Here is a 24,272-nt window from a genome sequence, read left to right as displayed (position 1 = left end):
GGACCAGGCCCGAAGCCACCGGCCCCGTCCTGCCCATGCCGCCCCACCGGCATGGGCATGCCGAAGATCGCCGTTTCGCAGCGGTCTTTTCTGATTCTGTTAGGCGATCGTGAACTTTAGCAGCTTGATCGCCGCGAAGTCTGTGACATCACCGCCGATGCGTTTTGTCGCATAGAAGAGAACGTGCGGCTTGGCGCTAAAAGGATCGCGGAGAACGCGGAGGTCCGGACGTTCGGCAATCGTATATCCGGCTCCGAAATCGCCGAAGGCGATCGCCGTCGTATCGACCCCGATGTCTGGCATGTCCTCCGCAATCAAGACCGGGTATCCCATCAATTGGGCCGGCTGCCCGGCGGCGAGGCTATCGCTCCAGAGAAAACGCCCGTCCGCGTCCTTCATCTTGCGAACCGCCCCGGCAGTTTTCGAGTTCATTACGAAGCTTGCATTCGCGCGGTACTTTGCGCCCAAGGCATATACGAGATCCACAATCGAATCTGCCGGGCGGTTCTCGTCGAAATCGCCGCTCGAGCCGGTGGCGACATAGCCCAGAGAGCCCCAAATCCAGCTTTGCTCTGCAACATTCGGGTAGCTCAAAAACCCTGTTGGCTTGTCGATCCCGTCCCCGACAATGAAAGCAGCTGCCTCGGCTGTCGCGAACTTGTCCGCTATCCTCCCGGCGAGCCAGCTTTCGATGTCGAACGCGGCGTCGTCTAAAAGCCGCTGAGAGGCCTTCGGCATCGCAGAAAGTTCATGGAGGGGGATCGAGATACGATCGAAAAGCGGAGTCTCCGTCACGCCGACTGTTGCCGTCTCGGTCGCCCAGCCGGCGCCGGTATCAGTATGGTCGACGAGAACGTCATAGGACGTCGCTTCAACATTAACGACGGTAGCAATCGAACGCACGGACGCCGAAGAGATAAGAACCGACTTCACAGTCTCGGCCGTCTGCGGATCAACGAGATAACCACCTTCCGCGCTGACCGCCGTGTTGAGCGATTTTCCCTCTAACACCAAGGAACGAAGACCGTCATCGTCGCCCGAGCGAAGATAGTCGTCCATTGCCTTGTGATGCGGTACGAAGGCCTCGTTGGTCGTCGCAAGCTGGGGACGATGACTCTTGTAGTTCATGTTAAGGCGCTCTTCCTGTCTCTGAATCTTCTGCGTGATTTCTCGGCGGAAGCCCTTTAGGTCGCTGACGAGACCTGCCAGTGCTTCCGAAACCTCCTCGACGCCGTCATGGCTCATCGGGAACTCCTTCGTTAGATTGCGGCCGCGTCAGTCGCGCGCCAAGTCGAGACGCGCGTCCGAGATCAGTCGCGCTAATTGACGCATCGGGTCGGCTTTCGCTCCAACGCGTGCGTTTGACAGCATCGGAAAGGTCACGAGCGACACCTCCCAAAGCTCCAGTTCTTTCAGGTGTCTTCGCCCCTGGTCGTCCTTCATGGCCCGGCGAACGGTGTACCCAATCGACAATCCATCGAGCGCGCCGGCTTCGATGAGCTCGGCGGCTTCGCGCGCACGGGCAACCCCCGGAAGGAGCCGCCCCTTGACGTACAGCCCCCGGGCATCCTCCCAGACCTCGTCCCAGACGCCGATAACCTGCACAGGGTCGTGCTGCCAAAGCATCTTAATTGACCGTCCCTCTGCACTGCTGCGCGCGAGGCTGTCACAATAGGCACCGTGATCCACGATATCGCGACCGTTGTCTTCGATGCCGAACCAGGAGGCGTAACCTGCGATACGCACACCGTCGTCGAGCCGCACGGGCATATCCCCGCGGGCGAACTTGTGTTCGATCTTCATGTTGATTGGCTCCTCACGATGGGCCTGCGGCGCCCGAACACGACCGAGTTTCGTCGACCTAGAGGCCAACGAGGTGTCCTTTGAGAACGAAGGACATGAAGCCGCCGATGATTGCTGCCACGATCAACCAGACGAGCCTGGAAATGAGAGCGTCGATCCGGTCGAGGCGTTTGTCGATCCCGTTGAACCGGGCGTCCAGTTGTACCTGCTTCGCTTCATTCACCGCTCGATCCGTTTCGAACTGCGCTGCAAACCGTTCGAGGCTTGCCAACCGATCCTCCGTTCGCTGGAATGCCGCCTCGGTGTCTTGAAATGGCGCGTAGAGGTATTTCGATCCGCCGGTCCTCAGTACGCTGTGGCGATCCGCATTCATGCAGCCTCCACAGGATGCAACCCGAGCATTCGCCGCTTCTCGTCCGGCGTCAGGAAGTCCGCGTTCGCGATACGTTTCCATTCTGCATCGCGTTCGGCCTGAAGCGCGGGGACCCGATCACGGTCCGGCATCATGGAAAGCGGCTCGCCCCCGTGCCGACCGAGCCAATGTGCCATTGCCTCGCAGACCTTCGACACGAGTGGCAGGACAGTCAGGCGGTAAAACGCCCGGTTCGCCTCCACATAATTGGCGTAGGTCGCATCGCCGGGAATGCCGAGCATCATCGGCGGCACGCCGAAGGCCATAGCAATCTCCCGCGCGGCGGCTTCCTTGGTCTTGAGAAACTCCATATCCGACGGGCTGAAACCCATGGGTTTCCAGTCTAGGCCCCCGTCGAGAAGCATCGGGCGCCCGGCATTCCGCGCGCCTTGGTGATGGGTCTCGATCTCGACGGCCAAGCGATCAAATTGCTCCGGCGTTAGTTCGTCTCCGGCATTGACGATCGCACCGGACGGCCGCGCCGCGTTGTCGAGAAGGCTCTTCGTCCAGCGAGACGCCGAGTTATGGACGTCCATCGCTGCGGCCGCCGCCTGCATGGGGGACAACCCGTAGTGATCGTCCTGGGGATGGAACGCTCGAATGTGCAGGATTGGCGAAACCTCTCCGACAAGGAAACGATGCTTGCGACCGGAAACCGTGTAGTCATAGGCAGTTGGCCAACCATCGGACCCGGGGACGACCGACATGCGATCTGATCGAAGCACATGAAGCTCCACTGGAAGCCCGTCGCCGCCGACCGCCTCGACATAGGCGTTCCCCGAAAGCAGGAATTGCCCGAAAAGCGCCTCCAAGAACTCCCCGCGCCCCTGCATACCGTTCGGCTGCGCAAGCAGCGTGAGAACCGGATGCGTCTCCAATCGCCCTTCCGAACCCGAGCAGACGATCGGAACGGCGGCGGCGGCCTCGGCAATCAGCTTGACCGCCCGGAACCCGACCGGGTTCCCCGTGAACCCCACACGGGTCAGCGTGCCGGCGTCGCGTGGGGACCAAACCGTACGGCCCGACAATCCCATCGCCGCAACACGACCCGTAGCCGAGGCTTTCACCTCCGGCACGCTGACATCCTTGCGTCCAAATCCGAACATCGCCCGTCCTTCCGTCATCGCCAATCGAAAGGGCCCCGAAGGGCCCCTCGCGAATTCAAAGCTGTCGGATGCTCGGTCCGGCCTTTCGCGCGTCCGGGTCGAGCATCACCGCCCAGAGCGCCCAGACCAAGGCATCCACCCGGTCCGGAGAGCCGGACCCGCGATAGCCGCCGACGGCCATCCGGCACATCTGATCCTCGAGCGTTCCGAGATCACGGAGATGACGGATCCGCCCCTGTTCATAGAGCGCGGCGATCGGCTCGGCCCGAGCGCCTTTGGCCTGACGGGCCGTGACCTTCCGGTAGCTGACCGTCGGGGCAACCTGGCGGAGGACGGCCTCGATCATGTCGCCGCCCTGGTTACCCTCGGCAACGACCCGGTCCGCTCCCCATCGGTCGTAGGCGCGCGCTACCGCTTGGGCCCATTCGGTCGGCGAGGACGCCGAGACGGTGGCGTCCTCGAGTACGTAGGCGCGCCACTCCTTCGGCGGGCCCGACATGATCGCGCCGACAACGACGATGCCGGTCTCGTCCGACATGCCCGACGAGGTGACCGCCGGGTCGACACCGATGACGATGCGGTCGAGCTTTCGCGGCACGTCGTTCGTGCGAAGCGCGTCGAGCACCGCCGAGGTCCAGAACGCACCCTCGATGTCTTCGAGAAGAATGCCCTCGAGTTCCTGTCGCCCAAGCCGCGTTCCGCCGTAGCGCTCCATGACCTCGGCAAGGAACCCCTTGGCGAGGTTCGCCCGGTTCGCCTCCGTCGGCGCGTGAGTCGAAACGGTGCTCGACCGCTCGAGGATGTCCTTCAGGACCGGGACGTTCTTCGGCGTCGTCGTGACGACCGCCTGCGGGTTGTCACCAAGCCGCAGGCAGAACTGCAACATGTCCCAGGCCTCCTCGGCCTTCTTCCACTTGGCCAGCTCGTCGACCCAGGCTGCATCGAACTGAGGCCCGCGAAGCGCTTCGAAATCGTGGGCCGAGAACGCCTGCGCCTCGGCCCCGTTCGGCCAGACCAACTTGCGCTGGCCGGCCTTCCACGTGGGTTTTCGATCCGAGGGCGTGCAGCGGAGAATTCCGCTGTCGCCTTCGATCATCACGTCGCGAACCTGTTCGTAGGTTTCGCCGACCAGGGCGACGCGACGCGCGCTCCCAGCTTGGAGCGGTCGAGATCCCTCAACCTTCGACCGCACCCATTCGGCCCCGGCGCGGGTCTTACCCGCGCCGCGACCACCCATGATGACCCAGGTGCGCCAGTCGCTGCCTTCCGGCGGCAACTGATGCTCAAGGGCCCAGAACTCGAAGAGATACGGCAACGACGCCAGGGCGTTGTCGCCGAGCCCGTCAAGAAACGCTTGCCGTATCTCGAGCGGCGCAGATGCGATCGAGACGGCTTTCGATCTCAAGCCGCGCGGCGTCGAGGTCGAGCCCGTCCCCGCCTCGTTGGATACGTTCGGCATCCTCCAGCTTCCCTTTCTCCGAATTCAGGGTCTGCAATGCCTTCGCAAGCTGCGTCAGCGTCGCGTCCAACCCTTTCGCGTCGGTTTGTTCCGCGGTCAGGTGCGTGAGCTCCCGAACGCGCTTCTCCACTATCGTACGTGCCGCATCCAAGGCGGCCATGCCGGCCTGAATGCTTTTCTTGAGGCTATCCGACACCGTTTGATCGGTGTTCCGCGCCATCAGTCCCTCGTTTTCCATACGTCAAGCTCCGTGCAGTTGACTTGGTGTTGGTCCGCACGTCCTGAGGGAGGAAATGAAGGCGACCCGGGATCGTGTCCCGCGTTGCCTTGCCCATTTCTTCCAGCTTGCCCAAAAGATGTTTTCGAGCGTTCGGTGGGTCAACAGACTTCTGCGACCCGACCGTCATAAACTCTCAGATCATTGATCTTATATAAAAAATCCGTTGCGTACGGTGTCGCGCGCAACCGCCCGCACCGCCGAATTCCTAGCAATGTCGATTCCAGTTTCGCGGGTGACGAACGGTGTTCGACCCGAACCGCCCGACGTTGTCCTGCGCCCCTCTGGACGACGCGAGGCGCAGGTTCCCTACGGCTGCCCTCGATCGCCAGATGCGAAAGCCGTCGGCGTCAGTTCCCCTCGGAGGTCGCGCCCCGCGCTGCTTCGATCGCGCGCCATTCGGCGACGTTCTCGTTGTGCTCGTCCAGTGTCTCCGCGAAGGCGTGCCCGCCCGTCCCGTCGGCCACGAAGAAGAGGTAGTCGCTCTCCTCCGGATCGAGTGCGGCACGGATCGCCTCGGCGCTCGGATTGGCGATCGGCGTCGGCGGAAGCCCCTCGATGACGTAGGTGTTGTAGGGTGTCGCCGCGCGCAGCTCGCTCTGCCGCAGGCCCCGGCCCAGCGCGCCCTGCCCGCCCGTCACGCCATAGATCACCGTCGGGTCGGTCTGCAGGCGCATCCCCTGATCGAGCCGGTTCTCGAAGACCGAGGCGACGAGCCGCCGCTCCTCGGGCACGCCCGTCTCCTTCTCGACGATGGAAGCCATGATAAGCGCCTCCTCCGGCGTCTCGATCGGCAGACCCGGCGCGCGGGCGGCCCAGGCATCCGCGAGGATGCGCTCCTGCGCGACTTGCATCCGCTCCACGAGCTCGGCCACCGCCGTGCCGCGCGCCACCTCGTAGGTGTCGGGCGCGAGCGATCCTTCCGGTGGCAACTCCGCATCGCCCGAAAGGAACTCGGCCTGCTTCAGCCCTTCGACGACCTCCCAGGAGGTCAATCCCGGCGCGACGGAGACGCGCCAGGTAATCGGCACCTCCTGTTCCAGAAGAGCCGACAGCGCTTCGGGCGTCGCCTCCCCCGGCACGTAGGTGGCGAGGTCGACCGCCTCCCCCGTGCCCGCCGCGCGCTCGCGCACACGGATTTCCGGCCCCTGGGCACGCAGGAGCAGCGTCACGGAATACGGATCCACGGAGGCGCCGCTCGTGGTGACGATGTCGAGCACTTCCGGCATCGAGGCGCCGGGCGGGATTTCGTAGGTGCCGAACTTCAACTCGTCCGCCCGCTCGGCATAATCCGTGCCGATGCGGAAGATGCCGGCAGAAGAGACGATTCCCGCCTCCTCCAGCCTTTCGCTGACGGCCCGCATGCTCGCCCCGCGGGGGACCTCGAAGAACGTCGCCTCCGCGAGCGGTCCCGGCGCGGCCCAGCGCGACTTGCCGATCTGCACCAATGCCGCGAGGCAGACGACCAGGACGATTCCCAGCGTCAGCGCGTTGGCCGCGATATGCTTCCACATGACGTCCGCCCCCCGCGCTCAGGTCCGCCCGATCAGGCGACCCTGCCCATGACCAGCGACGCATTGGTACCGCCGAAGCCGAAGGAGTTCGACAGAGCGATGTCGATTCCGCGGCGCTCGGCGGCCTTCGGCGCAAGCGACAGCCTCGTCTCCGTGGCGGGCTCGTCGAGGTTCAGCGTCGGCGGCGCGACCTGATCGCGCATCGCGAGGATGCAGAAGATCGCCTCCACCGACCCGGCCGCGCCGAGCAGGTGTCCGATGGCCGACTTGGTGGAGGACATCGTCGCCTTCGCCGCGTGATCGCCCATCATCCGCTCCACCGCGCCGAGCTCGATCGTATCCGCCATGGTCGAGGTGCCGTGCGCGTTGATGTAGTCGATCCGCCCGACCTCGATACCGGCGTTCCGAAGCGCCGCGCGCATCGCGCGTTCCGCCCCTTCGCCGCTCTCGCTCGGCGCGGTGATGTGGTAGGCGTCGCCCGACAGGCCGTAGCCCAGGATCTCGGCGTATATCTTCGCGCCGCGGGCCTTCGCGTGTTCGTACTCCTCCAACACGACGATTCCCGCGCCCTCTCCCATCACGAAGCCGTCGCGATCCCTGGAATAGGGGCGCGAGGCCTTGGCCGGGTCGTCGCCCCACTTCGTGGACAGCGCCTTGCAGGCGTTGAACCCGGCGATGCCGATTTCCGAGATCGGGCTTTCGGCGCCGCCGGCGATCATGACATCGGCGTCGCCCAGCGCGATCAGGCGCGACGCGTCGCCGATCGCATGCGCGCCGGTGGAACAGGCCGTCACCGGCGCATGGTTCGGTCCCTTGAATCCGTAGCGGATGCTGACCTGTCCGCTGACGAGATTGATGAGCGCCGACGGAATGAAGAACGGCGAGACCCGGCGCGGCCCCCGCTCCTTCAGCGTCACCGCCGTTTCGGCGATGGTGGTGAGCCCGCCGATCCCGGACCCGATCATCACGCCGGTGCGAATCTTGCCCTCCTCGCCGGGGGTCCAGCCGGAATCCTCCACAGCCTGCTGCGCGGCGGCCATTCCATAGAGGATGAAGTCGTCGACCTTGCGCTGCTCCTTCGGCTCCATCCAGTTGTCGGGATCGAACGTGCCGTCCGAGCCGTCGCCGCGCGGGATCTCGCAGGCATAGGTGGTGGCGAGGTGGCTCGCGTCGAAACGGGTGATCGGACCCGCGCCGGATCGCCCGTCGATCAGGCGCCGCCACGTCTCTTCCACGCCGCAGGCCAGCGGCGTCACCATTCCCAAACCCGTCACGACGACCCGACGCAATTCCATCCGCTTACTCCTCGCTGTCCGGGGCGTGATATACGGGGCGGAGCGCCTGCCGCAAGGCAAGGCCGATCCCGGTCCGCCCGGGGGCGGCACGCGCGATGTCAGCGCCCCTCGAACCGGGCGGGCCGCTTCTCGAGAAACGCCAGCACGCCCTCCCGGAAATCCCGACTGCGCCCCGCGTCCCCCTGCAACCTGGCTTCGAGCGCGAGTTGCGCGTCGAGCCCGTTGCCGTAGCTCTCCCGGATCGCGCGCTTCGCGTTGCGATAGGCGACGCCCGGCCCGGTGGCGAGATGCCGCGCCCGATCCATCCAGCGCGCCGCGAAGGCCTCGTCGGGCACCGCCTCCCAGATCATGCCCCAGTCGCTCGCCTGCCGTGCGCCGATGGGCTCGGCGAAGAGCGCGGCGCCCATCGCCTTCGCCATCCCCACCTGTCGCGGCAGCCAGTAGGTCCCGCCCGCATCGGGGATCAGGCCGATCCGCGTGAAGGCCTGCACGAACACCGCGCTTTCCGCCGCGATCACCACGTCGCAGGCCAGCGCGAGGTTCGCCCCCGCCCCCGCCGCGGCCCCGTTGACGGCCGCGATGGTCGGAACGGCGCAATCGTAGATCGCCTTCAGCATGGGCTCGTATTCGTCGCGCAGCGTCCGCTCCAGATTGACCTCCGCGACGCTCCTGCTGTCGCCCAGATCCTGCCCCGAGCAGAAGGCCCGCCCGGCGCCCGTCATCACGAGCACGCGGGCCCGGTCTTCGACGTCGCGGACGGCATGTCGGATCTCGGCCCGCATCTGCGTCGACAATGCGTTCAGCACGTCGGGGCGGTTCAGCGTGAGCACGGCGATGCCGTCCGCCTCCCGCAGATCGATCGTATCGTACTCCATCGCCATCTCTCCGCCGGTTCGCCGCGATCCTAGCGCGATCGGTCGCGGACGAAAGACATCGCGCGTCAGCGGGGACGGGTCTCGTCGAGGAGTTCGCGCAACTGCGCCTCCTCCGCCGGATCGAGCCCGTCGGGCACGGCCTTGCTTTGCCGCATGATATGTGCCGCCGCGACCCCGGCCCCGGCGAGCAGCAGCAGAAGCGGCGCGCCCCACAGGATCAGGTTCGCCCCGTTCCGCTGCGGCTCCAGCAGGACGAACTCGCCGTAGCGGTCCACGAGACCCTCGACGATTTCCGCGTCGCTTTCGCCGGCGGCAAGGCGCTCGCGCACCAAAAGGCGCATGTCGCGCGCCAGATCGGCGTTCGACTCGTCGATGCTCTCGTTGCGGCAGACGAGACAGCGCAGGCCCTGCGACAGATCCCGCGCGCGGGCCTCGAGCGCCGGGTCGTCCAGCATCTCGTCGGGCTGGACCGCCCCCGCCGGCGTGGCGAGGAGGATCAGGAGGAGGAGCGTCCTCATTCCGCCGGCACCTCCGCGACGCGCACCTTCTGCGCGCCGGCCGCCACGCGGTAGCGCCGGTCGCCCAGCGACAACACGCCCCCCAGCGCCATCACGATCGCGCCGCCCCAGATCCAGTTCGCGTAAGGCTTCACGTAGACCCGCACGGCCCAGCCGCCGCCGGTCTGCGGATCGCCGATCACGGTGTAGAGGTCACGGAACAGGCCGCTGTCGATCCCGGCCTCCGTGGTAGGCATGCGCGCGACCGGATAGACACGCTTCTCGGGCCGGAGCGACCCGATCTCGCGCCCCCCCTCATATGCGGCCAGCGTGGCGCGGGTGGCGACGTAGTTCGGCCCCTGCACCCGCTCGACCTCGCGCAGCTCGACCTCGTACCGCCCGACCGCGAGCCGGTCGCCGATGTCGAGCACGGCCACGCCCTCCTGCTGCCACGCGGTCAGCGCGGCCACCCCGAAGATGGTGAGGCCCAGGCCGCCATGCGCCAGCGCCTTGCCCCAGTCCGCCCCCGGCAGCCGCGTCACCCGGCCCAGCCGGTCCGACCAGCGTCCCCGCCCCGTCCGGGTGACGAGATCGACCAGGGCCCCGGCGACGAGCCATACGCCCAGCCCGGCGCCGAGCGGCCCGCCAAGGCTCCGCCCGGTCTGCATCGCCCAGACGAGCCCCGCCACGGCAAGCGCCAGCAACGCGACCGGCCCCATCGCGCGGACGGCCTTCGCTCGGCCACGCTTCCACGGCAGCGCGGAGCCCAGCGGCACCAGCACGGCCAATGCGATGACGAACGGCGTGAACGCCGCGTTGAAGAAGGGCGGCCCGACCGACAGCGTCCGGTCGAATGCCAGCTCCGCCACCAGCGGCCAGACGGTCCCCACGAAGACCACGAAGGCGGAAACCGCGAGCAGCAGGTTGTTGACGACCAGCGCCGATTCCCGGCTCACCACGCCGAACACGCCCCGTGCCTGCATCGCCGGCGCGCGCAACGCATAGAGCGTCAGCGCCCCGCCGACGAAGACGCCGAGGATGAGGAGGATGAACACCCCCCGCTCCGGGTCGTTGGCGAAGGCGTGGACGGAGGTCAGCACCCCCGAGCGCACGATGAACGTGCCGACGAGGCTGAACCCGAAGGCGAGGATGGCGAGCAGGATCGTCCAGGCCTTCAACGCCTCCCGCTTCTCCACCACGATCGCGGAATGCAGGAGCGCCGCGGCGATCAGCCACGGCATGAAGGAGGCGTTCTCGACCGGATCCCAGAACCAGAATCCGCCCCAGCCCAGCTCGTAATAGGCCCACCAGGAGCCGAGCGCGATGCCGACGGTAAGGAACAGCCAGGCCGCCAACGTCCAAGGCCGCACCCACCGCCCCCACGCGGCGTCCACACGCCCCTCGATCAGCGCGGCGACGGCGAAGGAGAACGCCATCGAAAGGCCGACATAGCCGAGGTAAAGGAACGGCGGATGGAAGGCCAAGCCCGGATCCTGCAGAAGCGGGTTCAGATCCTCCCCGTTGAACGGCGGCTGCGCAAGCCGGACGAACGGATTGGAGGTGAAGAGGATGAAGGCGTAGAACGCCACCCCCACGCTCGCCTGCACCGCGAGGACGCGGGCGCGCAGCGTGGCCGGAAGCCGACCGCCGAACATCGCCGCGGCCGCGCCGAAGGCCGACAGGATAAGCACCCACAGGAGAAGGGAGCCCTCGTGGTTCCCCCATACGCCCGACACCTTGTAGAGCATCGGCTTGTCGGTATGGGAGTTCAGCACCACGAGGCGGAGCGAAAAGTCCGACGTGACGAAGGCATGGGTCAGCGCCGCGAAGGACACGGCCACCAAGGCCACCTGCGCGATCGCCGCCGGGGCGGCCGCGGCCATCCAGCCCGACCAGCCCTTCCAAGCCCCCACCATCGGAACGATCATCTGAACGAGCGCCACCGAGAAGGCGGCGATCAGGGCGAAATGTCCGAGCTCTGCGATCATGCGCGTCCAATACGCGAATGCCCCGTCGCGGCCAATGGGCCGCGACGGGGCGTCACGGGGACCTCGCCATGTTGTGTCCGGCCCCCGGAGGGGCGTCAGCCGCGCGCCGTGCGCCACTCGGCCAGCGCCGGGTTGGCCGTGTCGTTCGCGGCCTCCGCCTCGAATGCGGCGACCGGCACCGGCGCGCCCGGCGGCGCGGCGACCTCGTCCTCGGCGCCGTTGCTGTCCCGATCGGAGACGTGCCAGGATGAGACCTGGTTGCCGGCGGTCGTCTGCGCGACGGCCCGGGGACGTCGGACGTAATGCAACTCTCGCGCCCCGAAGTAGAAGCCGACGATGGCCCCGAGAAGCCACCAGAGCGGCTCGGGCACGAAGCTCAGCCCCTCCATCCGCCTGGCGAAACCGACCGGTTCGATCATCGCGTAGACGAACAGGCCCATCGTCCCGAGCGCCAGCATGGGTCGGGGCAGACGGTTCATCCCGTCGATGCAGCGGTCGAACCATCCGCCCCGGTCGAGCTCGAACTCAGCCCCAAGCTGCTCGAGCGCGGCGCGCTGCGTCTCGTGACCTTCACGCTGACCCTCGGAAGCGTTCGGCACGAACACCTCCGACAGCCCGCGCGCGGCCCGGCCAAGCGTGGCCACGGCACCGGTGCTCGCGGCGATCCCTCCCATCAATCCCATGCGGCGCACCTCCGGCGATGATCGGCGTCGCTCAGGTGGTAGCGAGGCGAGATGAACTCTTCCGCACGGGTGATCCAGCCGCCCTTGCCGCCGTCACGGCGCCGCGCGTATTTCCGCGAGGACGGCCGGCGATCCGCCAGAGCGTAGTACCAGTTCCGCCGGGCGATCCCGTAGGCGTCGACAAGGTGATCCGGCGCTTCGGCAATCGCACGGCGCGCCGCCGTGGCAGTCTGTGGCCCGATCGCCCCGTCGGCGGCGCAGGCATAGCCCATCTGCGTCAGAAGACGCTGCAGGATGCGCACGGCGTTGGTGCCCGAGTTCACCTGCATGTCAAAGACCGAGGCTTGCAGCGGCTCCGGCAGGGCGTCGACACGCACGCGGCGGAAATAGTGGTCTATGAAGATCTCGACCGCCTTGCCGCGCGGCAGGGCGCGGACATCGGCCACGTCGACGTCCCCGTCGCGATCGATGTCCAGCCCGAGGTTGCGCATGGTATGAATGGTCACTCCATGGTTCGTGGCACCGCCCGGATCGTCCGGGTCGTTCACGAAGCCACCCTCGCGGGCGACGATGTCTTCTGCGATCTTATGTACCGTCAGCATCTTTTTGTCCCTCTGCTTAACGACTTACAGGGCGGAAACTCGGAGGGAGCGTTTAATGGAGGTTTAACGCCTTGCCTTCACCACCTGGATCGAGACGCAGCTCGCCCTCGAACTGGAGCCGAAGCCGGGCAAAGTCGCGATTCTCGACAACCTTTCAACCCGCAAGGCGTCGGCGGCGGCGGACGCTCCGCGAAAGGCGGGCTGCTGGTTCCTCTTCCTCCCAGCCCACTCACCGAATCCGAACCCCATCGGGATGGCCTTCGCAAAGCTCAAGGTCCACTTGCGCCGGATCGGCGCCCAGACATCCGATGACATCGTCGCAGCTCTCGGCGGCATCTGCGGGATGTTCACTTCCGACGAACGCCGAAACTACCTCCGCCACGCAGGCTATGCGTCGACGTTGTGATCGGCGGCTCAAGACCGCCATCTTTGCTCTCGTGCCGTTTGCCGATACCTTGTCCCAGGCGCTCATCATCGTCGCGCTCGGCGGGATTGCGGTCACGATCCGCGTCCGGCTCGTCGACTGAAAACGGGGCGGCGACAACCGATGTTCTCCTCATCGGAATCGTTGCGAGCTTGTGTATGCGGGCGGACTTGTATTGGGGAATGATCGGCCTGAAGCCGGGCGACAGTCGATCCGCCCGTCTCTCCTTGCCCCTTACCAGTTCTCGTAGAACCGTTCGACATGAGGCAAAAGGTCCGCTGCAAGCCTGCCCTGCGATTGTCCGGATTGTGGCGAATGGCTCAGACTGGCAGCGATCTCATCGAGTATCCGATGGCGATCCACGGCCACGAATCGCCCGTCTTCAAGGACGCTGCGACCGCCGATCAGAACCTGCCGCACGAATTCTGGCCGGGCGCGGCGCACCAGAACCTCGGCAAAGGGACGCGCGGGATCCTGCCACGGATAGGTCAACCGGGACCAGTCCAGCAGCACCAGATCGGCGTCGCGACCGATCTCGAGCCGCCCGATCCTGTCGGCAAAGGGCGTGGTCGCGGCACCGTGTTCGGTCGCCATTTGCAGCACCTGCGCGGCCGAGGGGGCCGGCGCGCGGTGCCCGGCCGGGCGGTGCAGGATCTGCACCAGCCGCATTTCCTGCATCATGTCGCGATCGTCGTTGAGGCCAGCCTCGTCGATACCGATGGCGACCGGGACGAACGTTGTTGCGCAAAGCGATGCGAGGGATTCACCAAGTGACTCGTGACGGTTGGTTCGGGGTATGCCGCCGCCTTCTCCGACCCGCGACCGCACGACGAACTGGTCAGCCTACGACGCGTCGCTGCGCCGGCGCGGCTCGCTCACGGTCTGGTTCGATCCCGAGATGCTCTGGCACGCGGAGAAGTCCGGCAAGCGGGGACGGCCCGAGACCTTTTCGGATGCCTCGATCCAGACCTGTCTGACGCTGAAGGTGCGCTTCGGCCTCCCGCTGCGTCAGACGGTCGGGTTGGTGGAGAGCCTGATCCGGATGGCCGGGCTCGATTGGCCGGTGCCAGACTACTCGACGCTTTGCCGACGCCAGGCACGCATCGCGGTGCAGATCCCGTATCGTGCATCCGGGCAGCCGCTGAACCTGCCCATCCCCTCTCGGGCAGTGCTCGCGATACCCTGCCGGGCAGCGGACAGCACCGGCATCGAGTTCCGAGGGGATGGCGAGTGGCTGGCCCGCAAGCATGGCCCGTCACGCCGGAGGCAGTGGAGGAACGTGCATATCGCCATGGATGCGGGCACGGGGGATATGTGCGCGCGGTCGAGTTCACTTCAAGCCGCCAGGGCGACAGTCCTCCGCTGTCGGGTCTGCTGGCGCAGATCCCGCCGGACGAGCCGATCGGCACGGTCACTGCCCCCTCTCGGCAGATTGCTCTGCAATCGCCTGCCGGGCAATGGATGGAGCGTATGACACGCGGCGGTGCCATGGCGCGATCATCGGCCGAGGTGCGAACGCTGTCATACCCAGCCGCCGCAACGGTCGCGCCTGGAAGGAAAACTGTCCCGCTGCCATCGCGCGAAACGAGATCCTGCGGGCGACCCGACATCCGGGCCGGGCGCTGTGGAAGAGATGCGGGGAATACCACGTCCGAAGTCGGGTCGAGGCGCGTATGAACTGCCTGAAGCTCTTCGGCGAGAGGATCATGTCACGAGACCCCCCGCCGCCAGACCGCCGAAATCCAGATCCGCATTGCCATCATGAACCGCATCTCGGCACTCGGAAGGGCTGAGATCGAGGCTGCCGCCCGATCTTACGCGGGTAAGGGGAAACCCACTGTTCAGAAAGCTTTGTGCAACATCGCCGTCCTGAAGCGTAAGCCCGATGTCGAGGCAGTTCGTCAGTACGACCACATCGGTCAGGGTGTGGGGGAGAGCGCCGGCCATTGCCAACGTGGTCGAACCACTGTCCAGGATGATCGTGTCACCATCACGCACCCGCAAGGCAGCCGCCGCACCGATGCGCTTCTTTTCCGCCGTGAAATTCAGCCGGGCCACATCGGTCGGACGTTCGAAGCGCGCCGGATGCACCGCGATCGCGCCGCCGCGCACCCGCCGCAGCAATTGCCGGCGCTCGAGCGTTGCAAGGTCCGAGCGCACTGTAACGGCCGAGACGCGAAAGCGGTCCGCGAGATCCGCGATCGTGACCATCGCGCGGGATTGAAGTAGCTCGACGATGCACTCGTGGCGCTCGGAAAAGGTGAGGCTTCGCTCGGGTTCGACTGACGACGCCGTCATTCTGACATCCTTGAAGTTGCGGACCGGCCGCTCCGGTCACGTTCGAGCAGGAATGCCCGGACAATTCCACTCTGAGCAATAGAAGCAGGGGCTCCGAAACACTCACGACACCTTCACGATTCTTCATTCGCACCCCCAGCCTACAATCATCACCTACGCCAGGTCTGTCGGTTGTCGGTCCGGCCGGTTCCGGACGGCGCCGCTCCCTGCCGCTGTGATGCGGGCAATGTCATCCCGACGAAAGACGACTCCATTTCCGGTGGCTGCGATCATGGCGTCGATCCGGCAACGAACATATTCGTGTCTTGCGAAGCAGCAGCCGGGAGGGTCATCTTCCGCAAAAGGTGCCGCGAATGAAATCCAATAATGCGAATTTCTTGGACGGCAGAGACAGGTGGCCGCCGGGCCCAACGGCTCCGCCACCTCCTCTCACCAAATAAGGTATCGCGATCTCGCTTGGGCCAAATGTCTCCCAAAAGACGCTGGACGAGTCGATCATTCGCGCATCTGCCGACGCAGCAGACGGCGATCTCCGGTGGCGGAGAACAGAAAACGACCGACATTTGCGACGCGTATCACGCCCAGTCGGAAGTCAGCGGGCTATCGCGGGAACAGGCCCCTCGCCTCCGATCGCCTCACGCTAGCGGCGACGGCCCTGATCGCGCACGGGAATCGGAATCGCATCGGGTTGCGGAGCCAACGACCCCATGAGGTCGGACAACTTGTCCCTGACGGTATCGGCCAGCTTCTCGATCGTACCCTTCGGCATCTCGCAATCCTCCGTGTCCAAAGACATGGATCCCGGGCGGCAGGCCTTCAACCCTGAATAAGGGTAATTGCGAAAACTTGCCGCATCTTCTCGCGCCGTTCAGCCGGTGCAACCGAGAATCTCCACCGCGCCGCGTTCACCGATCACCGTGATCCGGAGACGCGAGCGGTCGACGGACAGACCGGCGCGGTCGGACGCGATCACCTCGGCCCGCGCCTGCAAGCGCGCCCCCCGGCGCGTGACGTCAGCGTCGGTGATCCAGACCGCAGGGTCGGGAAGTTCGAAGACGACCGCCTCCGTTTGCCCCTGCGGCGCGACGTCGATCTCGCCGGCGAGGACCAGACCCCCCGTTCCCTGCCGCAGCGTGCAGCGTGCCGGGGCGTCCACCCGCCGCGGACGGTTCGCGAGCGCGTTCGCGATGGCCGGGTCATGGCGTCCGGCGGCCGGAAGCTCCGCGCGCACCGTAACCCGCGCCGGCAGACAGATATCCGCGCAGACGCCGAGATCGAGAACCCCGCTGAGCTCGACCGGCCCCGACGTCGCCGCGACGATTTCGAGCGGCAGGACGAAATCGGATGTATAGCCGATGGAGCGCGCCTCCGCCGGACCGAACAGCGTGGGCCTGGGCCAGAGCGGAGTGACCGACCGCGCGCCGCGCGAGCCGCGCCAATCCATCCGGGGCGCGATCCCCGCGGCCCCGGCGCTGCGCCAATAGGTTTTCCAGCCGGGCTGCAGCCGCACACGAAGCCCCGCCAGATGCCGCCCCTCCGCCGTCCGCCAGCCGGGCAGGACCTCGATGGACAGGACGTCGGAGACGTCGACGGGCTGCGCCCGCAGGGGCGTGGCAAGCAGCAGGAGCATCAGGATCGCGAGCAATCGGCGCATCGCGGACCTCTACGACGGCGCTTCCGTGAACGGGAGTCACGCCTGCGCGATCCGGGGCGCCGCAGCACGGCGCAGCCGGTCGTTGATCGCCCGGCCGAGCCCTGTCTCGGGCACCGGGGCGACGTCGATCCGCCCCCGCCCCGTCGCCCGCGCGCAGGCATCCGCGGCATGCAGCAGGTCGAAAAGGTTCGCCGCCGCCTCGACCGGATCGCCCGCGGCCGACAGCGTCGCGTCGCCCGCCACCGGACCGAAGCCGAGGAGAAACGCGTCCGGATCGCGCGTCGTCACGTCGAGACGGACCGGCACGGAGGGCGCATAATGCGAGGCAAGCTGGCCCGGTGCCTGGACCCGGCCCGGCGTGTCGTCGCGCGGCAGGTCGCGGCCGAGCAGGTCCTCGATCGCCTCCGCCGCAAGCCCGCCCGCCCGCAGGAGCGCGAGCGGCTCGGTGCGAAGGATCGTCGATTCGAGCCCCACCGCGCAGGGCCCGCCGTCGAGCACCGCGTCCACCGCGTCGCCCAGGCCCGCGCGCACATGCGCGGCCCGCGTGGGCGAGATCCGGCCGGAGGGGTTCGCCGAGGGCGCCGCCACCGGCCGCCCGACCGCGCGCAGCAGCGCCCGCGCCGTCTCCCCCGCCGGGACGCGCAGGCCCACCGTGTCGAGCCCTGCCGTCACCAGCGGCGACAGCCCGTGCCCCGCGCGCAGCGGCAGGACCAGCGTCAGCGGTCCCGGCCAGAACGCCGCCGCCAGCCGTTCCGCCACGGGGTCGAACACGGCGACCCGGCGGGCAGCGGCCGTGTCGGGCACGTGAACGATCAGCGGATTGAAGGACGGCCGCCCCTTGGCCGCGAAGATCCGTGCCACCGCCCGCCCGTCCGTTGCATCCGCGCCGAGACCGTAGACCGTCTCCGTCGGAAACGCGGCGAGACCACCGCCGCGCAGGATTTCCGCCGTTTCCGCAATCCCGGTATGACGCGGTGTTTCTGTTGCTGGCATCGCGAGGCTGGCCTTAGGTTGATGGCATGGTCCGGCGCGCCCTACTACGGCAGCGCCCCGAATGGGAGATTCCCCGATGCCCTACCGCGCGCCCGTCGCCGAGATCCGCTTTGTCCTCGACCGGGTGGTGGGGTTCGACCGGGTGGTGGCGACGGAGACGTTCGCGGAGGCCACGCCCGACACGGTATCGGCGATCCTCTCGGAGGCGGGGCGGATGTGCGAAGACGTGCTGGCCCCGCTCAATCGGCAGGGCGACCTTCATCCCGCCCGCCTGGAGAACGGCGTGGTGCGGACCTCGCCGGGCTTCGCCGAGGGGTTCCGGACCATCGCCGAGGGCGGCTGGCTCGGCATGTCGGCCGCGTCCGCTCATGGCGGGATGGGCCTGCCGCTCGCGCTGACGATGGCGGTGAACGAGATGATGGGCTCCGCCTGCCTCGCGCTGCAACTCAATCCGCTGATGACACAGGGCCAGATCGAGGCGCTCGAGGCGCATGCCTCCGACGAGATCCGCGATCTCTACATTCCGAAGCTCGTCTCCGGCGAATGGTGCGGCACGATGAACCTGACCGAGCCGCAGGCGGGCTCCGACGTCGGCGCGCTCCGCGCCAGGGCCGAACCGGCCGGGGACGGGACCTACCGGATCACCGGCCAGAAGATCTACATTTCCTGGGCCGACAACGACTTCACCGAGAATGTCTGCCACCTCGTTCTCGCCCGCCTGCCCGACGCGGCGGCGGGCACGCGGGGCATCAGTCTCTTCATGGTCCCGAAGCGCCTGCCCGATGCCGACGGGCGGGCCGGACGGGCGAACGATCTCAAGGTCGTCTCGCTCGAGCACAAGCTGGGCCTGCACGGCTCGCCGACCGCGGTGATGCAGTACGACGGCGCCACCGGATGGCTGGTGGGGGAGCCGCACCGCGGCATGGCCGCGATGTTCACGATGATGAACAACGCCCGCCTCGGCGTCGGCGTGCAGGGCCTTTCGGTCGCGGAGGCGGCGCTGCAGCATGCGACGGGCTATGCGCTGGAACGCAAGCAGGGCCGCACCCATCACGGCGAGGGCACGATCCTCGCCCATGCGGACGTGCGCCGCATGGTGCTCTCGATGAAGGCGGAGACCTTCGCCGCCCGCGCCATCGCCCTCGACTGCGCGGTCTCGCTCGACATGGCGCGCGCCACCGACGATGCCGCCTGGCGCGCCCGGGGCGCGTTCCTGACGCCCATCGCCAAGGCCTACGGAACGGAGACCGGGATCAAGGTCGCCTCCGAGGGGGTGCAGGTGCATGGCGGCATGGGCATCATCGAGGAGACGGGTGCCGCGCAGTTCGTCCGCGACGTACGCGTGACCTCCATCTACGAGGGGACGAACGGGATTCAGGCGATGGACCTCGTTGGCCGCAAGCTCGCCGACGGCGGCGCGGCCGCCCACGCGCTTCTGGACGAGATCGAGGCGTTCGGAGACGACGACCTGCGTGCCGCCGTCTCGCAGCTTCGGGCCGTTACCACGTTTCTGCTGGAGCGCGACATGCAGGACCGCTTCGCCGGGGCGGTCGCCTATCTCGCCGCCTTCGCCCGCGTGCTGGGCGTGTGGTATCACCTGAAGGCGGCCGCGGCGGACCCGGCACGCCAGCCGCTCGCCCGGTTCGCGGCCGGCCGTCTTCTGCCCGAGGCGCTGGCCGAGATCGCGAAGGCCCGCACCGGCGCGGAGGAACTCTACGCGGTGACGGACGACGTGATCGCCGCCTGATGCCGAACGACACGGAGGACACGGCGTTGCCGGACGGCAATGCCGGGCTGACCTTTCCCTGGCCGGAGGCTCCGCCGGAGGGCGAGGCCGTGGAGGTGGCGCCCGGCGTCCTTTGGGCGCGGCTGCCGCTGCCGATGGCGCTCGACCACGTCAACGTCTACTTTCTGCGCGAAGGTGATGGCTGGGCGATGGTCGATACCGGCTTCGACACCAAGCGGACCCGCGCCCTTCTGGGAAAGCTTCGCATCGGCCCGCTCGGCGGCGACCCGGTCCGGCGCCTCCTCGTGACGCACCACCACCCCGATCATATCGGTCTCGCGGGCTGGCTCCAGTCGGACGGCACGGAGCTTCTGACGACGCGAACCGCCTGGTTGCTGGCGCGGATGCTTCACCTCGACCGCCAGACGGAGATGGTGCCGGGGACGGTCGCCTTCTGCCGCCGCTGGGGGATGGATCCCGAAATCCTGGCGCGGCGCCAAAATGAGCGACCGTTCAATTTCGCCGACGTCGTCTCCGACATGCCGCTGGGCTACACGCGCATCCGCGCGGGCGACGAGATCGCCCTCGGCGGCCGGCGCTGGCATGTCGCGCAAGGCGACGGACACGCGCCGGAGCATGCGGTGCTTTACGAGGCAGACGGCGACCTCGTCATCGGCGGCGATCAGCTCCTGCCCGGCATCTCGCCCAATCTCGGCCTTTATCCGACGGAGGCGGGCGCGGATCCGGTGGGCGACTGGCTCGCGGCCTGTGACCGGCTTGCCCCGCTCGCGCGCCCCGGCCATCTCGTCCTGCCGGGCCACAAGCTGCCCTATCGCGGACTGCCCCGGCGGATGGTCTCGCTGCGGCAGAACCACGTCGCCGCGCTCAACCGGCTCCATGCGCATCTGGCGGAGCCGCGCACCGGCGGCGAATGCTTCGCGCCGCTCTTCAAGCGCTGGGTGGACGAGCGGATCTACGGCCTCGCCTTCTTCGAGGCGATCGCGCATCTGCAGCACCTGCATCTTTCCGGCCGCGCCCGCCGGACGGAACGCGACGACGGCGTCTGGTTGTTCGAGGCGGCCTGAAACCTCAGCCCCCCGGCCACGTATCCGAAAGCCGGTAGCCGCGGGGCCAGGGATCGTCCGGGTCGAGCATGTGCTGATGCGTCCCGGTGATCCAGGCCCGCCCGGCGATCTCCGGCCGGATCGCGGGGCGGCCCCCGATCCGCGCCGCCCCGAGGATGCGGCCCTCGAAGGTCGTGCCGAGGATCGAGACGCCGGTGAACACGTCGCCCGTCCCCATCTCGCCCCGCGCATGCAGAAGCGCCATCCGCGCCGAGACCGCCGTGCCCGTGGGAGAGCGGTCGATCTTGCCGGGGCGGATCGCCACGACCGAAGCGGCCCGCAGTGACCGTGCACCGCGGGCGACCGGGCCAGCGAAGAGGCAGAAGGAATGGTGCGTCCAGTCGGGCCGCTCCGGGTGGACGAACGGCATCTGCGCGTCGGCCGCCGCGGTGATGCGGACGCCCGTCTCGGCGAGCTCGCGCGCCGCGTCCCGTGCGAGCGTCACGCCGAGCGCGTCCGGATCCACCACGACGAAGCTGTCCCCGCCCCAAGCCGTGTCCACGATCAGCGTGCCCAGCCCCTCGACCTCCAGCGGGACCGCCATCCGGTGCGCGAAGGCCGGCACGTTCTCGACCGCGATCCGCGCCGCCCGGCCCGCGTGGCATTCGGCGCGGACCCGGACGAGGCCGCCGGGCGCTTCCAGAACCATCTCCGTCACCGGCTCCCGCATCGGCACGATCCCGGTCTCGAGCAGCACCGTCGCCACGCAGATCGCGTTGGAGCCCGACATCGGCGGCGTGTCGGCCGGCTCCATGATGATGAAGGCGGCCTGCGCCTCCGGATGCTTCGGCGGGACCAGCAGGTTGACATGCCGGAACACCCCGCCCCGCGGCTCGTTCAGCAGGAAGTCGCGGAGCGTCCCGTCCTCGGCGATCCAGCGCCGCTGCTCCCAGAGAGTCTCGCCCGGCGGCGGCGCGACGCCTCCCACGATCACGTCGCCCACCTCCCCCTCGGCATGGGCGGAGACGACATGGATGATCTTGCTGCCGCGCATTCGCCCCCTCCTCACGACCTCACGGCAGGAGACATCACGGCATCCCGGGAGGCAAGCGGCAGGCAGGCCGCGCGGCGGCGTTGCGCCCGCCCCCGGCCTGCGCCACTCTGCGCGGCATGACCAAGCCACAGACCACCGCCGAGGCCATGGAGGCCGCCGTCCTGCCCCGTGCGGCCGAACTGCGCGCCGACGGGCGCGACCATGCCGTTTCCATGCCCGAAATGCTGAGCACCGGCGCCAGCAGAAGCCCCGCCGAATGGGCCTATCTGCGGGTGATCTTCTACCTGAAGACCTTCGAGGACAGCCTGGACGGGGATCAGGAGGCGGCGATGGGCTTCACGGGCGGGGCCGCCGGGCTGATCCGCATCCAGGGCGTCGGCTTTCATGCACCCGACATCCTGACCTTTTCCGGCATCGACGAGGCCGGCCTGCGAACCCAGTCGATCCAGCATGTGAGCCAGCTCAACATCCTGCTTCGCGCCGTGCCGAAACCCGCCCATCAGGCCGAGCCTGCGCGGATCGGCTTCAAGCTCGTCCGCGCGCTCGAAGAGGCGGATGACAGCGACGCGGACATCGGCTAGACGGCGCGCGACGAGCCGCAGGCCCGAGAACAGAAGCAGGAGAGCGCCGCCATGGCCGAAGAGCACAAGCCCGGCACGATGAACATCACCGAGCAGGAGAAGACCTTCGCCGGCTTCATGACCTTCACGAAATGGGTCGTCATCGGCATCATCGTGCTCCTGGTCCTGCTCGCCATCTTCCGGACCTGACGGCCCCCGCATGCGTCTTGCCGTCGCGCTCGTGGCGCTGCTGCCGTTTCTCGCGGCCTGCGCCGAACACGTCTACGCGCCCATGGAGGAGGTCGCCGCGCGCGCCTGGACAGAGCCGGGGCCGCCCCGGCTCACGCTCCTGACGGCGATCAACAACCGGACCGGCGGCGGCGGGCATTCGGCGCTCATGGTATCGGGACGCGAGCGCGTGATCTTCGATCCCGCGGGGACATGGCGCCACCCGACCGCGCCGGAGCGGGGCGACGTGATCTTCGGCGTCACGCCCCCGATCTACGACATCTACATGGATTACCACGCCCGGCCCGCGTTCCGCATGGTCGCGCAGAGCATCGAGGTCTCGCCCGAGATGGCGGCGCGCGCGATGCAGCTCGTGCAGGCGCACGGCGCCGCCCGCAAGGCCACCTGCGGCATATCGATCAGCGGCATCCTGCGCGAACTCGGCTTCACGGAGATCCGGCGGACATGGTATCCCGACCGGATCATGCACGACTTCGCCGAACTGCCCGGCGTCGCCCGGACGGAGCTCTACGACGACACCGAGGATACCTACGCCCCGGGGCCGCGCGCGCAGGCGGCTGCCGACGCGCTCGCCGGCGCCGACTGACGGTCCCGCCCGGACGTCTTTCCGCAACGAAAGACCCCCGGCGCCGCATCCGGCACCGGGGGTCGATTCCATCGGCACGATCGCGGGAACGACTTACATCATCCCTTCGCGCTGTGCCTTCTTGCGTGCGAGCTTGCGGGCACGCCGAACGGCCTCGGCCTTCTGGCGCGCCTTCTTCTCGGAGGGCTTCTCGAAATGCTGCTTGAGCTTCATCTCGCGGAAGACGCCCTCGCGCTGCAACTTCTTCTTCAGGGCCCGGAGGGCCTGATCGACGTTGTTGTCGCGAACACTGACCTGCATGTGGTTTTCACCACCTTTCTAAGCTGAAGTTCGTCCCGTCATCGGGTGCAGGAGGTGGCGATATAGACGTCTCCGCCTATCTTGTCCAGCGACCCCGCCCCGAACCGGAGACGCCCCGATGACCCCGCTCCAATCCCGCATGATCGATGCCGCCCTGCCGAACGTCGTCTTCGACGGCTGGTCCCCGGAGACGTTCCGGCGTGCGACCGAGGAAAGCGGCGCCACCCCCGCGCAGGCCCGCGCCGCCTTTCCGCGCGGGGCGATCGACCTCGCGCTCGCCTTCCATCGCAGGGGGGACGCCGCCATGGTCGAGCGGCTTGGCGAGGCGGACCTGCCGGCGCTGCGGTTCCGCGACCGTATCGCCCGCGCCGTTCGCATCCGCCTCGAAATCGCGGGCGAGCACGAGGAGGCCGTGCGCCGCGGCGTCACGCTGATGTCGCTGCCGATCCATGCCGCCGACGGGACCCGCGCGCTCTGGGGCACGGCGGACGCGATCTGGACCGCGCTTGGCGACACCAGCCGGGACGTGAACTGGTACACCAAGCGCGCCACGCTGGCGGGCGTCTATTCCGCGACCCTGCTCTACTGGCTCGGCGACAAGTCCGAGGACCGGCGGCAGAGCTGGGGCTTTCTCGACCGCCGCATCGACGACGTGATGCAGATCGAGAAGGTCAAGGCGCGGGTCCGGGACAACCCGGTCCTGTCCCGCCTGATGGCCGGCCCGAACCTGATTCTCGGCCGCATCCGCGCGCCCGGCCGGGGCTCGCCGAAGGATATGCCGGGCTATTACCGCGATCCCGACTGACGCCCGGCCGGCGGCGCCACGAAACAATCCTCGATAGCGAGAAACAAT

At 67.7% G+C, this 24,272-nt stretch carries 27 protein-coding genes and 2 pseudogenes; 9 read left to right on the top strand and 20 right to left on the bottom strand.

Annotated elements, in window-relative coordinates; translation table 11 throughout:
• Positions 1 to 99 precede the first annotated feature (99 nt).
• The 13 genes from Q1B08_RS11495 to Q1B08_RS11435 all read right to left on the bottom strand — a co-directional run bounded on the left by Q1B08_RS11495 (position 100) and on the right by Q1B08_RS11435 (position 12,511).
• Positions 100 to 1,245 carry a phage major capsid protein gene (locus Q1B08_RS11495; protein WP_299818568.1) on the bottom strand — a complete coding sequence of 382 codons (1,146 nt, stop codon included), beginning with the start codon at positions 1,243 to 1,245 and terminating at the stop codon, positions 100 to 102.
• Between the two features lie 30 nt (positions 1,246 to 1,275).
• The gene (locus Q1B08_RS11490) at positions 1,276 to 1,803 is read right to left on the bottom strand and encodes an HK97 family phage prohead protease (RefSeq protein ID WP_299818565.1); all 528 of its coding nucleotides are present in this window, start codon (positions 1,801 to 1,803) and stop codon (positions 1,276 to 1,278) included.
• A 58-nt stretch (positions 1,804 to 1,861) separates the two neighbouring features.
• Complete coding sequence (locus Q1B08_RS11485) at positions 1,862 to 2,176, bottom strand: hypothetical protein (RefSeq protein ID WP_299818563.1); 315 nt, start codon at positions 2,174 to 2,176, stop codon at positions 1,862 to 1,864.
• On the bottom strand, positions 2,173 to 3,321 hold the full coding sequence (locus Q1B08_RS11480) for a phage portal protein (RefSeq protein ID WP_299818561.1): 1,149 nt from the start codon (positions 3,319 to 3,321) through the stop codon (positions 2,173 to 2,175). The genes Q1B08_RS11485 and Q1B08_RS11480 overlap by 4 nt, the downstream gene beginning before the upstream one ends.
• Positions 3,322 to 3,376: 55 nt before the next feature.
• Positions 3,377 to 4,726: a terminase family protein gene (locus tag Q1B08_RS11475; protein WP_299818558.1), complete on the bottom strand. Its 1,350-nt coding sequence runs from the start codon at positions 4,724 to 4,726 to the stop codon at positions 3,377 to 3,379.
• Positions 4,665 to 5,018, bottom strand: coding sequence for a hypothetical protein (locus tag Q1B08_RS11470; protein ID WP_299818555.1), 354 nt, complete (start codon positions 5,016 to 5,018; stop codon positions 4,665 to 4,667). Before Q1B08_RS11470 ends, Q1B08_RS11475 begins: the two co-directional genes overlap by 62 nt.
• A gap of 389 nt (positions 5,019 to 5,407) precedes the next feature.
• Entirely contained in the window at positions 5,408 to 6,571 is a 1,164-nt protein-coding gene (mltG, locus tag Q1B08_RS11465) for an endolytic transglycosylase MltG (RefSeq protein WP_299818552.1), read from the bottom strand.
• 32 nt (positions 6,572 to 6,603) lie between these two features.
• Positions 6,604 to 7,860 (bottom strand): beta-ketoacyl-ACP synthase II, encoded by a 1,257-nt coding sequence (gene fabF, locus Q1B08_RS11460; protein WP_299818726.1) that lies wholly within the window; start codon positions 7,858 to 7,860, stop codon positions 6,604 to 6,606.
• 104 nt (positions 7,861 to 7,964) lie between these two features.
• Complete coding sequence (locus Q1B08_RS11455) at positions 7,965 to 8,741, bottom strand: enoyl-CoA hydratase-related protein (protein ID WP_299818549.1); 777 nt, start codon at positions 8,739 to 8,741, stop codon at positions 7,965 to 7,967.
• 65 nt (positions 8,742 to 8,806) lie between these two features.
• The gene (locus Q1B08_RS11450) at positions 8,807 to 9,259 is read right to left on the bottom strand and encodes a cytochrome c-type biogenesis protein (RefSeq protein ID WP_299818546.1); all 453 of its coding nucleotides are present in this window, start codon (positions 9,257 to 9,259) and stop codon (positions 8,807 to 8,809) included.
• Positions 9,256 to 11,226, bottom strand: coding sequence for a heme lyase CcmF/NrfE family subunit (locus Q1B08_RS11445; RefSeq protein ID WP_299818543.1), 1,971 nt, complete (start codon positions 11,224 to 11,226; stop codon positions 9,256 to 9,258). The genes Q1B08_RS11450 and Q1B08_RS11445 overlap by 4 nt, the downstream gene beginning before the upstream one ends.
• A gap of 95 nt (positions 11,227 to 11,321) precedes the next feature.
• Positions 11,322 to 11,909: a holin family protein gene (locus Q1B08_RS11440; RefSeq protein ID WP_299818541.1), complete on the bottom strand. Its 588-nt coding sequence runs from the start codon at positions 11,907 to 11,909 to the stop codon at positions 11,322 to 11,324.
• Positions 11,900 to 12,511, bottom strand: coding sequence for a holin-associated N-acetylmuramidase (locus Q1B08_RS11435; protein WP_299818539.1), 612 nt, complete (start codon positions 12,509 to 12,511; stop codon positions 11,900 to 11,902). The genes Q1B08_RS11440 and Q1B08_RS11435 overlap by 10 nt, the downstream gene beginning before the upstream one ends.
• Before the next feature lie 88 nt (positions 12,512 to 12,599).
• On the opposite strand from Q1B08_RS11435, the gene Q1B08_RS22025 reads away from it, so the two are divergent.
• Together Q1B08_RS22025 and Q1B08_RS11430 are read left to right on the top strand one after the other, a co-directional pair.
• Positions 12,600 to 12,917, top strand: a complete 318-nt coding sequence (locus tag Q1B08_RS22025; RefSeq protein WP_366140007.1) for a transposase — start codon at positions 12,600 to 12,602, stop codon at positions 12,915 to 12,917.
• A complete protein-coding gene (locus Q1B08_RS11430) occupies positions 12,820 to 13,038 on the top strand; it encodes a hypothetical protein (protein ID WP_299818537.1) in 219 nt (72 codons plus the stop codon). The genes Q1B08_RS22025 and Q1B08_RS11430 overlap by 98 nt, the downstream gene beginning before the upstream one ends.
• Positions 13,039 to 13,169: 131 nt before the next feature.
• On the opposite strand, the gene Q1B08_RS11425 is transcribed toward Q1B08_RS11430, so the two are convergent.
• Complete coding sequence (locus tag Q1B08_RS11425) at positions 13,170 to 13,613, bottom strand: amidohydrolase family protein (protein WP_299818723.1); 444 nt, start codon at positions 13,611 to 13,613, stop codon at positions 13,170 to 13,172.
• Positions 13,614 to 13,731: 118 nt separating this feature from the next.
• On the opposite strand from Q1B08_RS11425, the pseudogene Q1B08_RS11420 reads away from it, so the two are divergent.
• Positions 13,732 to 14,744, top strand: a pseudogene (locus Q1B08_RS11420) (IS5 family transposase); the annotation flags it as partial.
• 57 nt (positions 14,745 to 14,801) lie between these two features.
• On the opposite strand, the pseudogene Q1B08_RS11415 reads toward Q1B08_RS11420, so the two are convergent.
• From Q1B08_RS11415 to Q1B08_RS11400, 4 genes and pseudogenes are all read right to left on the bottom strand, one after another.
• Positions 14,802 to 15,233: pseudogene (locus tag Q1B08_RS11415) on the bottom strand (DeoR/GlpR family DNA-binding transcription regulator); the annotation flags it as partial.
• 640 nt (positions 15,234 to 15,873) lie between these two features.
• Positions 15,874 to 16,002, bottom strand: a complete 129-nt coding sequence (locus tag Q1B08_RS11410) for a hypothetical protein (protein ID WP_299818535.1) — start codon at positions 16,000 to 16,002, stop codon at positions 15,874 to 15,876.
• A gap of 99 nt (positions 16,003 to 16,101) precedes the next feature.
• Positions 16,102 to 16,887, bottom strand: a complete 786-nt coding sequence (locus Q1B08_RS11405) for a protein-disulfide reductase DsbD domain-containing protein (RefSeq protein WP_299818533.1) — start codon at positions 16,885 to 16,887, stop codon at positions 16,102 to 16,104.
• 36 nt (positions 16,888 to 16,923) lie between these two features.
• Complete coding sequence (locus Q1B08_RS11400; RefSeq protein WP_299818530.1) at positions 16,924 to 17,880, bottom strand: L-threonylcarbamoyladenylate synthase; 957 nt, start codon at positions 17,878 to 17,880, stop codon at positions 16,924 to 16,926.
• Positions 17,881 to 17,956: 76 nt separating this feature from the next.
• On the opposite strand from Q1B08_RS11400, the gene Q1B08_RS11395 reads away from it, so the two are divergent.
• Entirely contained in the window at positions 17,957 to 19,627 is a 1,671-nt protein-coding gene (locus Q1B08_RS11395) for an acyl-CoA dehydrogenase (RefSeq protein ID WP_299818527.1), read from the top strand.
• Positions 19,627 to 20,691, top strand: a complete 1,065-nt coding sequence (locus Q1B08_RS11390) for an MBL fold metallo-hydrolase (RefSeq protein ID WP_299818523.1) — start codon at positions 19,627 to 19,629, stop codon at positions 20,689 to 20,691. The genes Q1B08_RS11395 and Q1B08_RS11390 overlap by 1 nt, the downstream gene beginning before the upstream one ends.
• A 4-nt stretch (positions 20,692 to 20,695) precedes the next feature.
• Here Q1B08_RS11390 and Q1B08_RS11385 read toward each other — a convergent pair whose 3' ends face one another.
• On the bottom strand, positions 20,696 to 21,724 hold the full coding sequence (locus Q1B08_RS11385) for a proline racemase family protein (protein ID WP_299818520.1): 1,029 nt from the start codon (positions 21,722 to 21,724) through the stop codon (positions 20,696 to 20,698).
• A gap of 116 nt (positions 21,725 to 21,840) precedes the next feature.
• On the opposite strand from Q1B08_RS11385, the gene Q1B08_RS11380 reads away from it, so the two are divergent.
• The 3 genes from Q1B08_RS11380 to Q1B08_RS11370 are packed head-to-tail and all read left to right on the top strand — an operon-like array spanning position 21,841 to position 23,119.
• A complete protein-coding gene (locus Q1B08_RS11380) occupies positions 21,841 to 22,305 on the top strand; it encodes a hypothetical protein (RefSeq protein WP_299818517.1) in 465 nt (154 codons plus the stop codon).
• Positions 22,306 to 22,356: 51 nt separating this feature from the next.
• Positions 22,357 to 22,494, top strand: coding sequence for an aa3-type cytochrome c oxidase subunit IV (locus Q1B08_RS11375; protein ID WP_299818514.1), 138 nt, complete (start codon positions 22,357 to 22,359; stop codon positions 22,492 to 22,494).
• 10 nt (positions 22,495 to 22,504) lie between these two features.
• Complete coding sequence (locus Q1B08_RS11370) at positions 22,505 to 23,119, top strand: hypothetical protein (RefSeq protein ID WP_299818512.1); 615 nt, start codon at positions 22,505 to 22,507, stop codon at positions 23,117 to 23,119.
• A 93-nt stretch (positions 23,120 to 23,212) separates the two neighbouring features.
• Here the strand turns inward: Q1B08_RS11370 and rpsU are convergent, their stop codons facing one another.
• Positions 23,213 to 23,419 carry a 30S ribosomal protein S21 gene (gene rpsU, locus Q1B08_RS11365; RefSeq protein WP_055082236.1) on the bottom strand — a complete coding sequence of 69 codons (207 nt, stop codon included), beginning with the start codon at positions 23,417 to 23,419 and terminating at the stop codon, positions 23,213 to 23,215.
• Between the two features lie 118 nt (positions 23,420 to 23,537).
• On the opposite strand from rpsU, the gene Q1B08_RS11360 reads away from it, so the two are divergent.
• The gene (locus tag Q1B08_RS11360; protein WP_299818509.1) at positions 23,538 to 24,224 is read left to right on the top strand and encodes a COQ9 family protein; all 687 of its coding nucleotides are present in this window, start codon (positions 23,538 to 23,540) and stop codon (positions 24,222 to 24,224) included.
• The last annotated feature ends 48 nt before the right edge of the window (positions 24,225 to 24,272 follow it).

This window comes from uncultured Jannaschia sp. (genome assembly GCF_947494025.1).
Taxonomy (GTDB): domain Bacteria; phylum Pseudomonadota; class Alphaproteobacteria; order Rhodobacterales; family Rhodobacteraceae; genus Jannaschia.
This window is presented reverse-complemented; position numbering and strand designations above follow the sequence as displayed.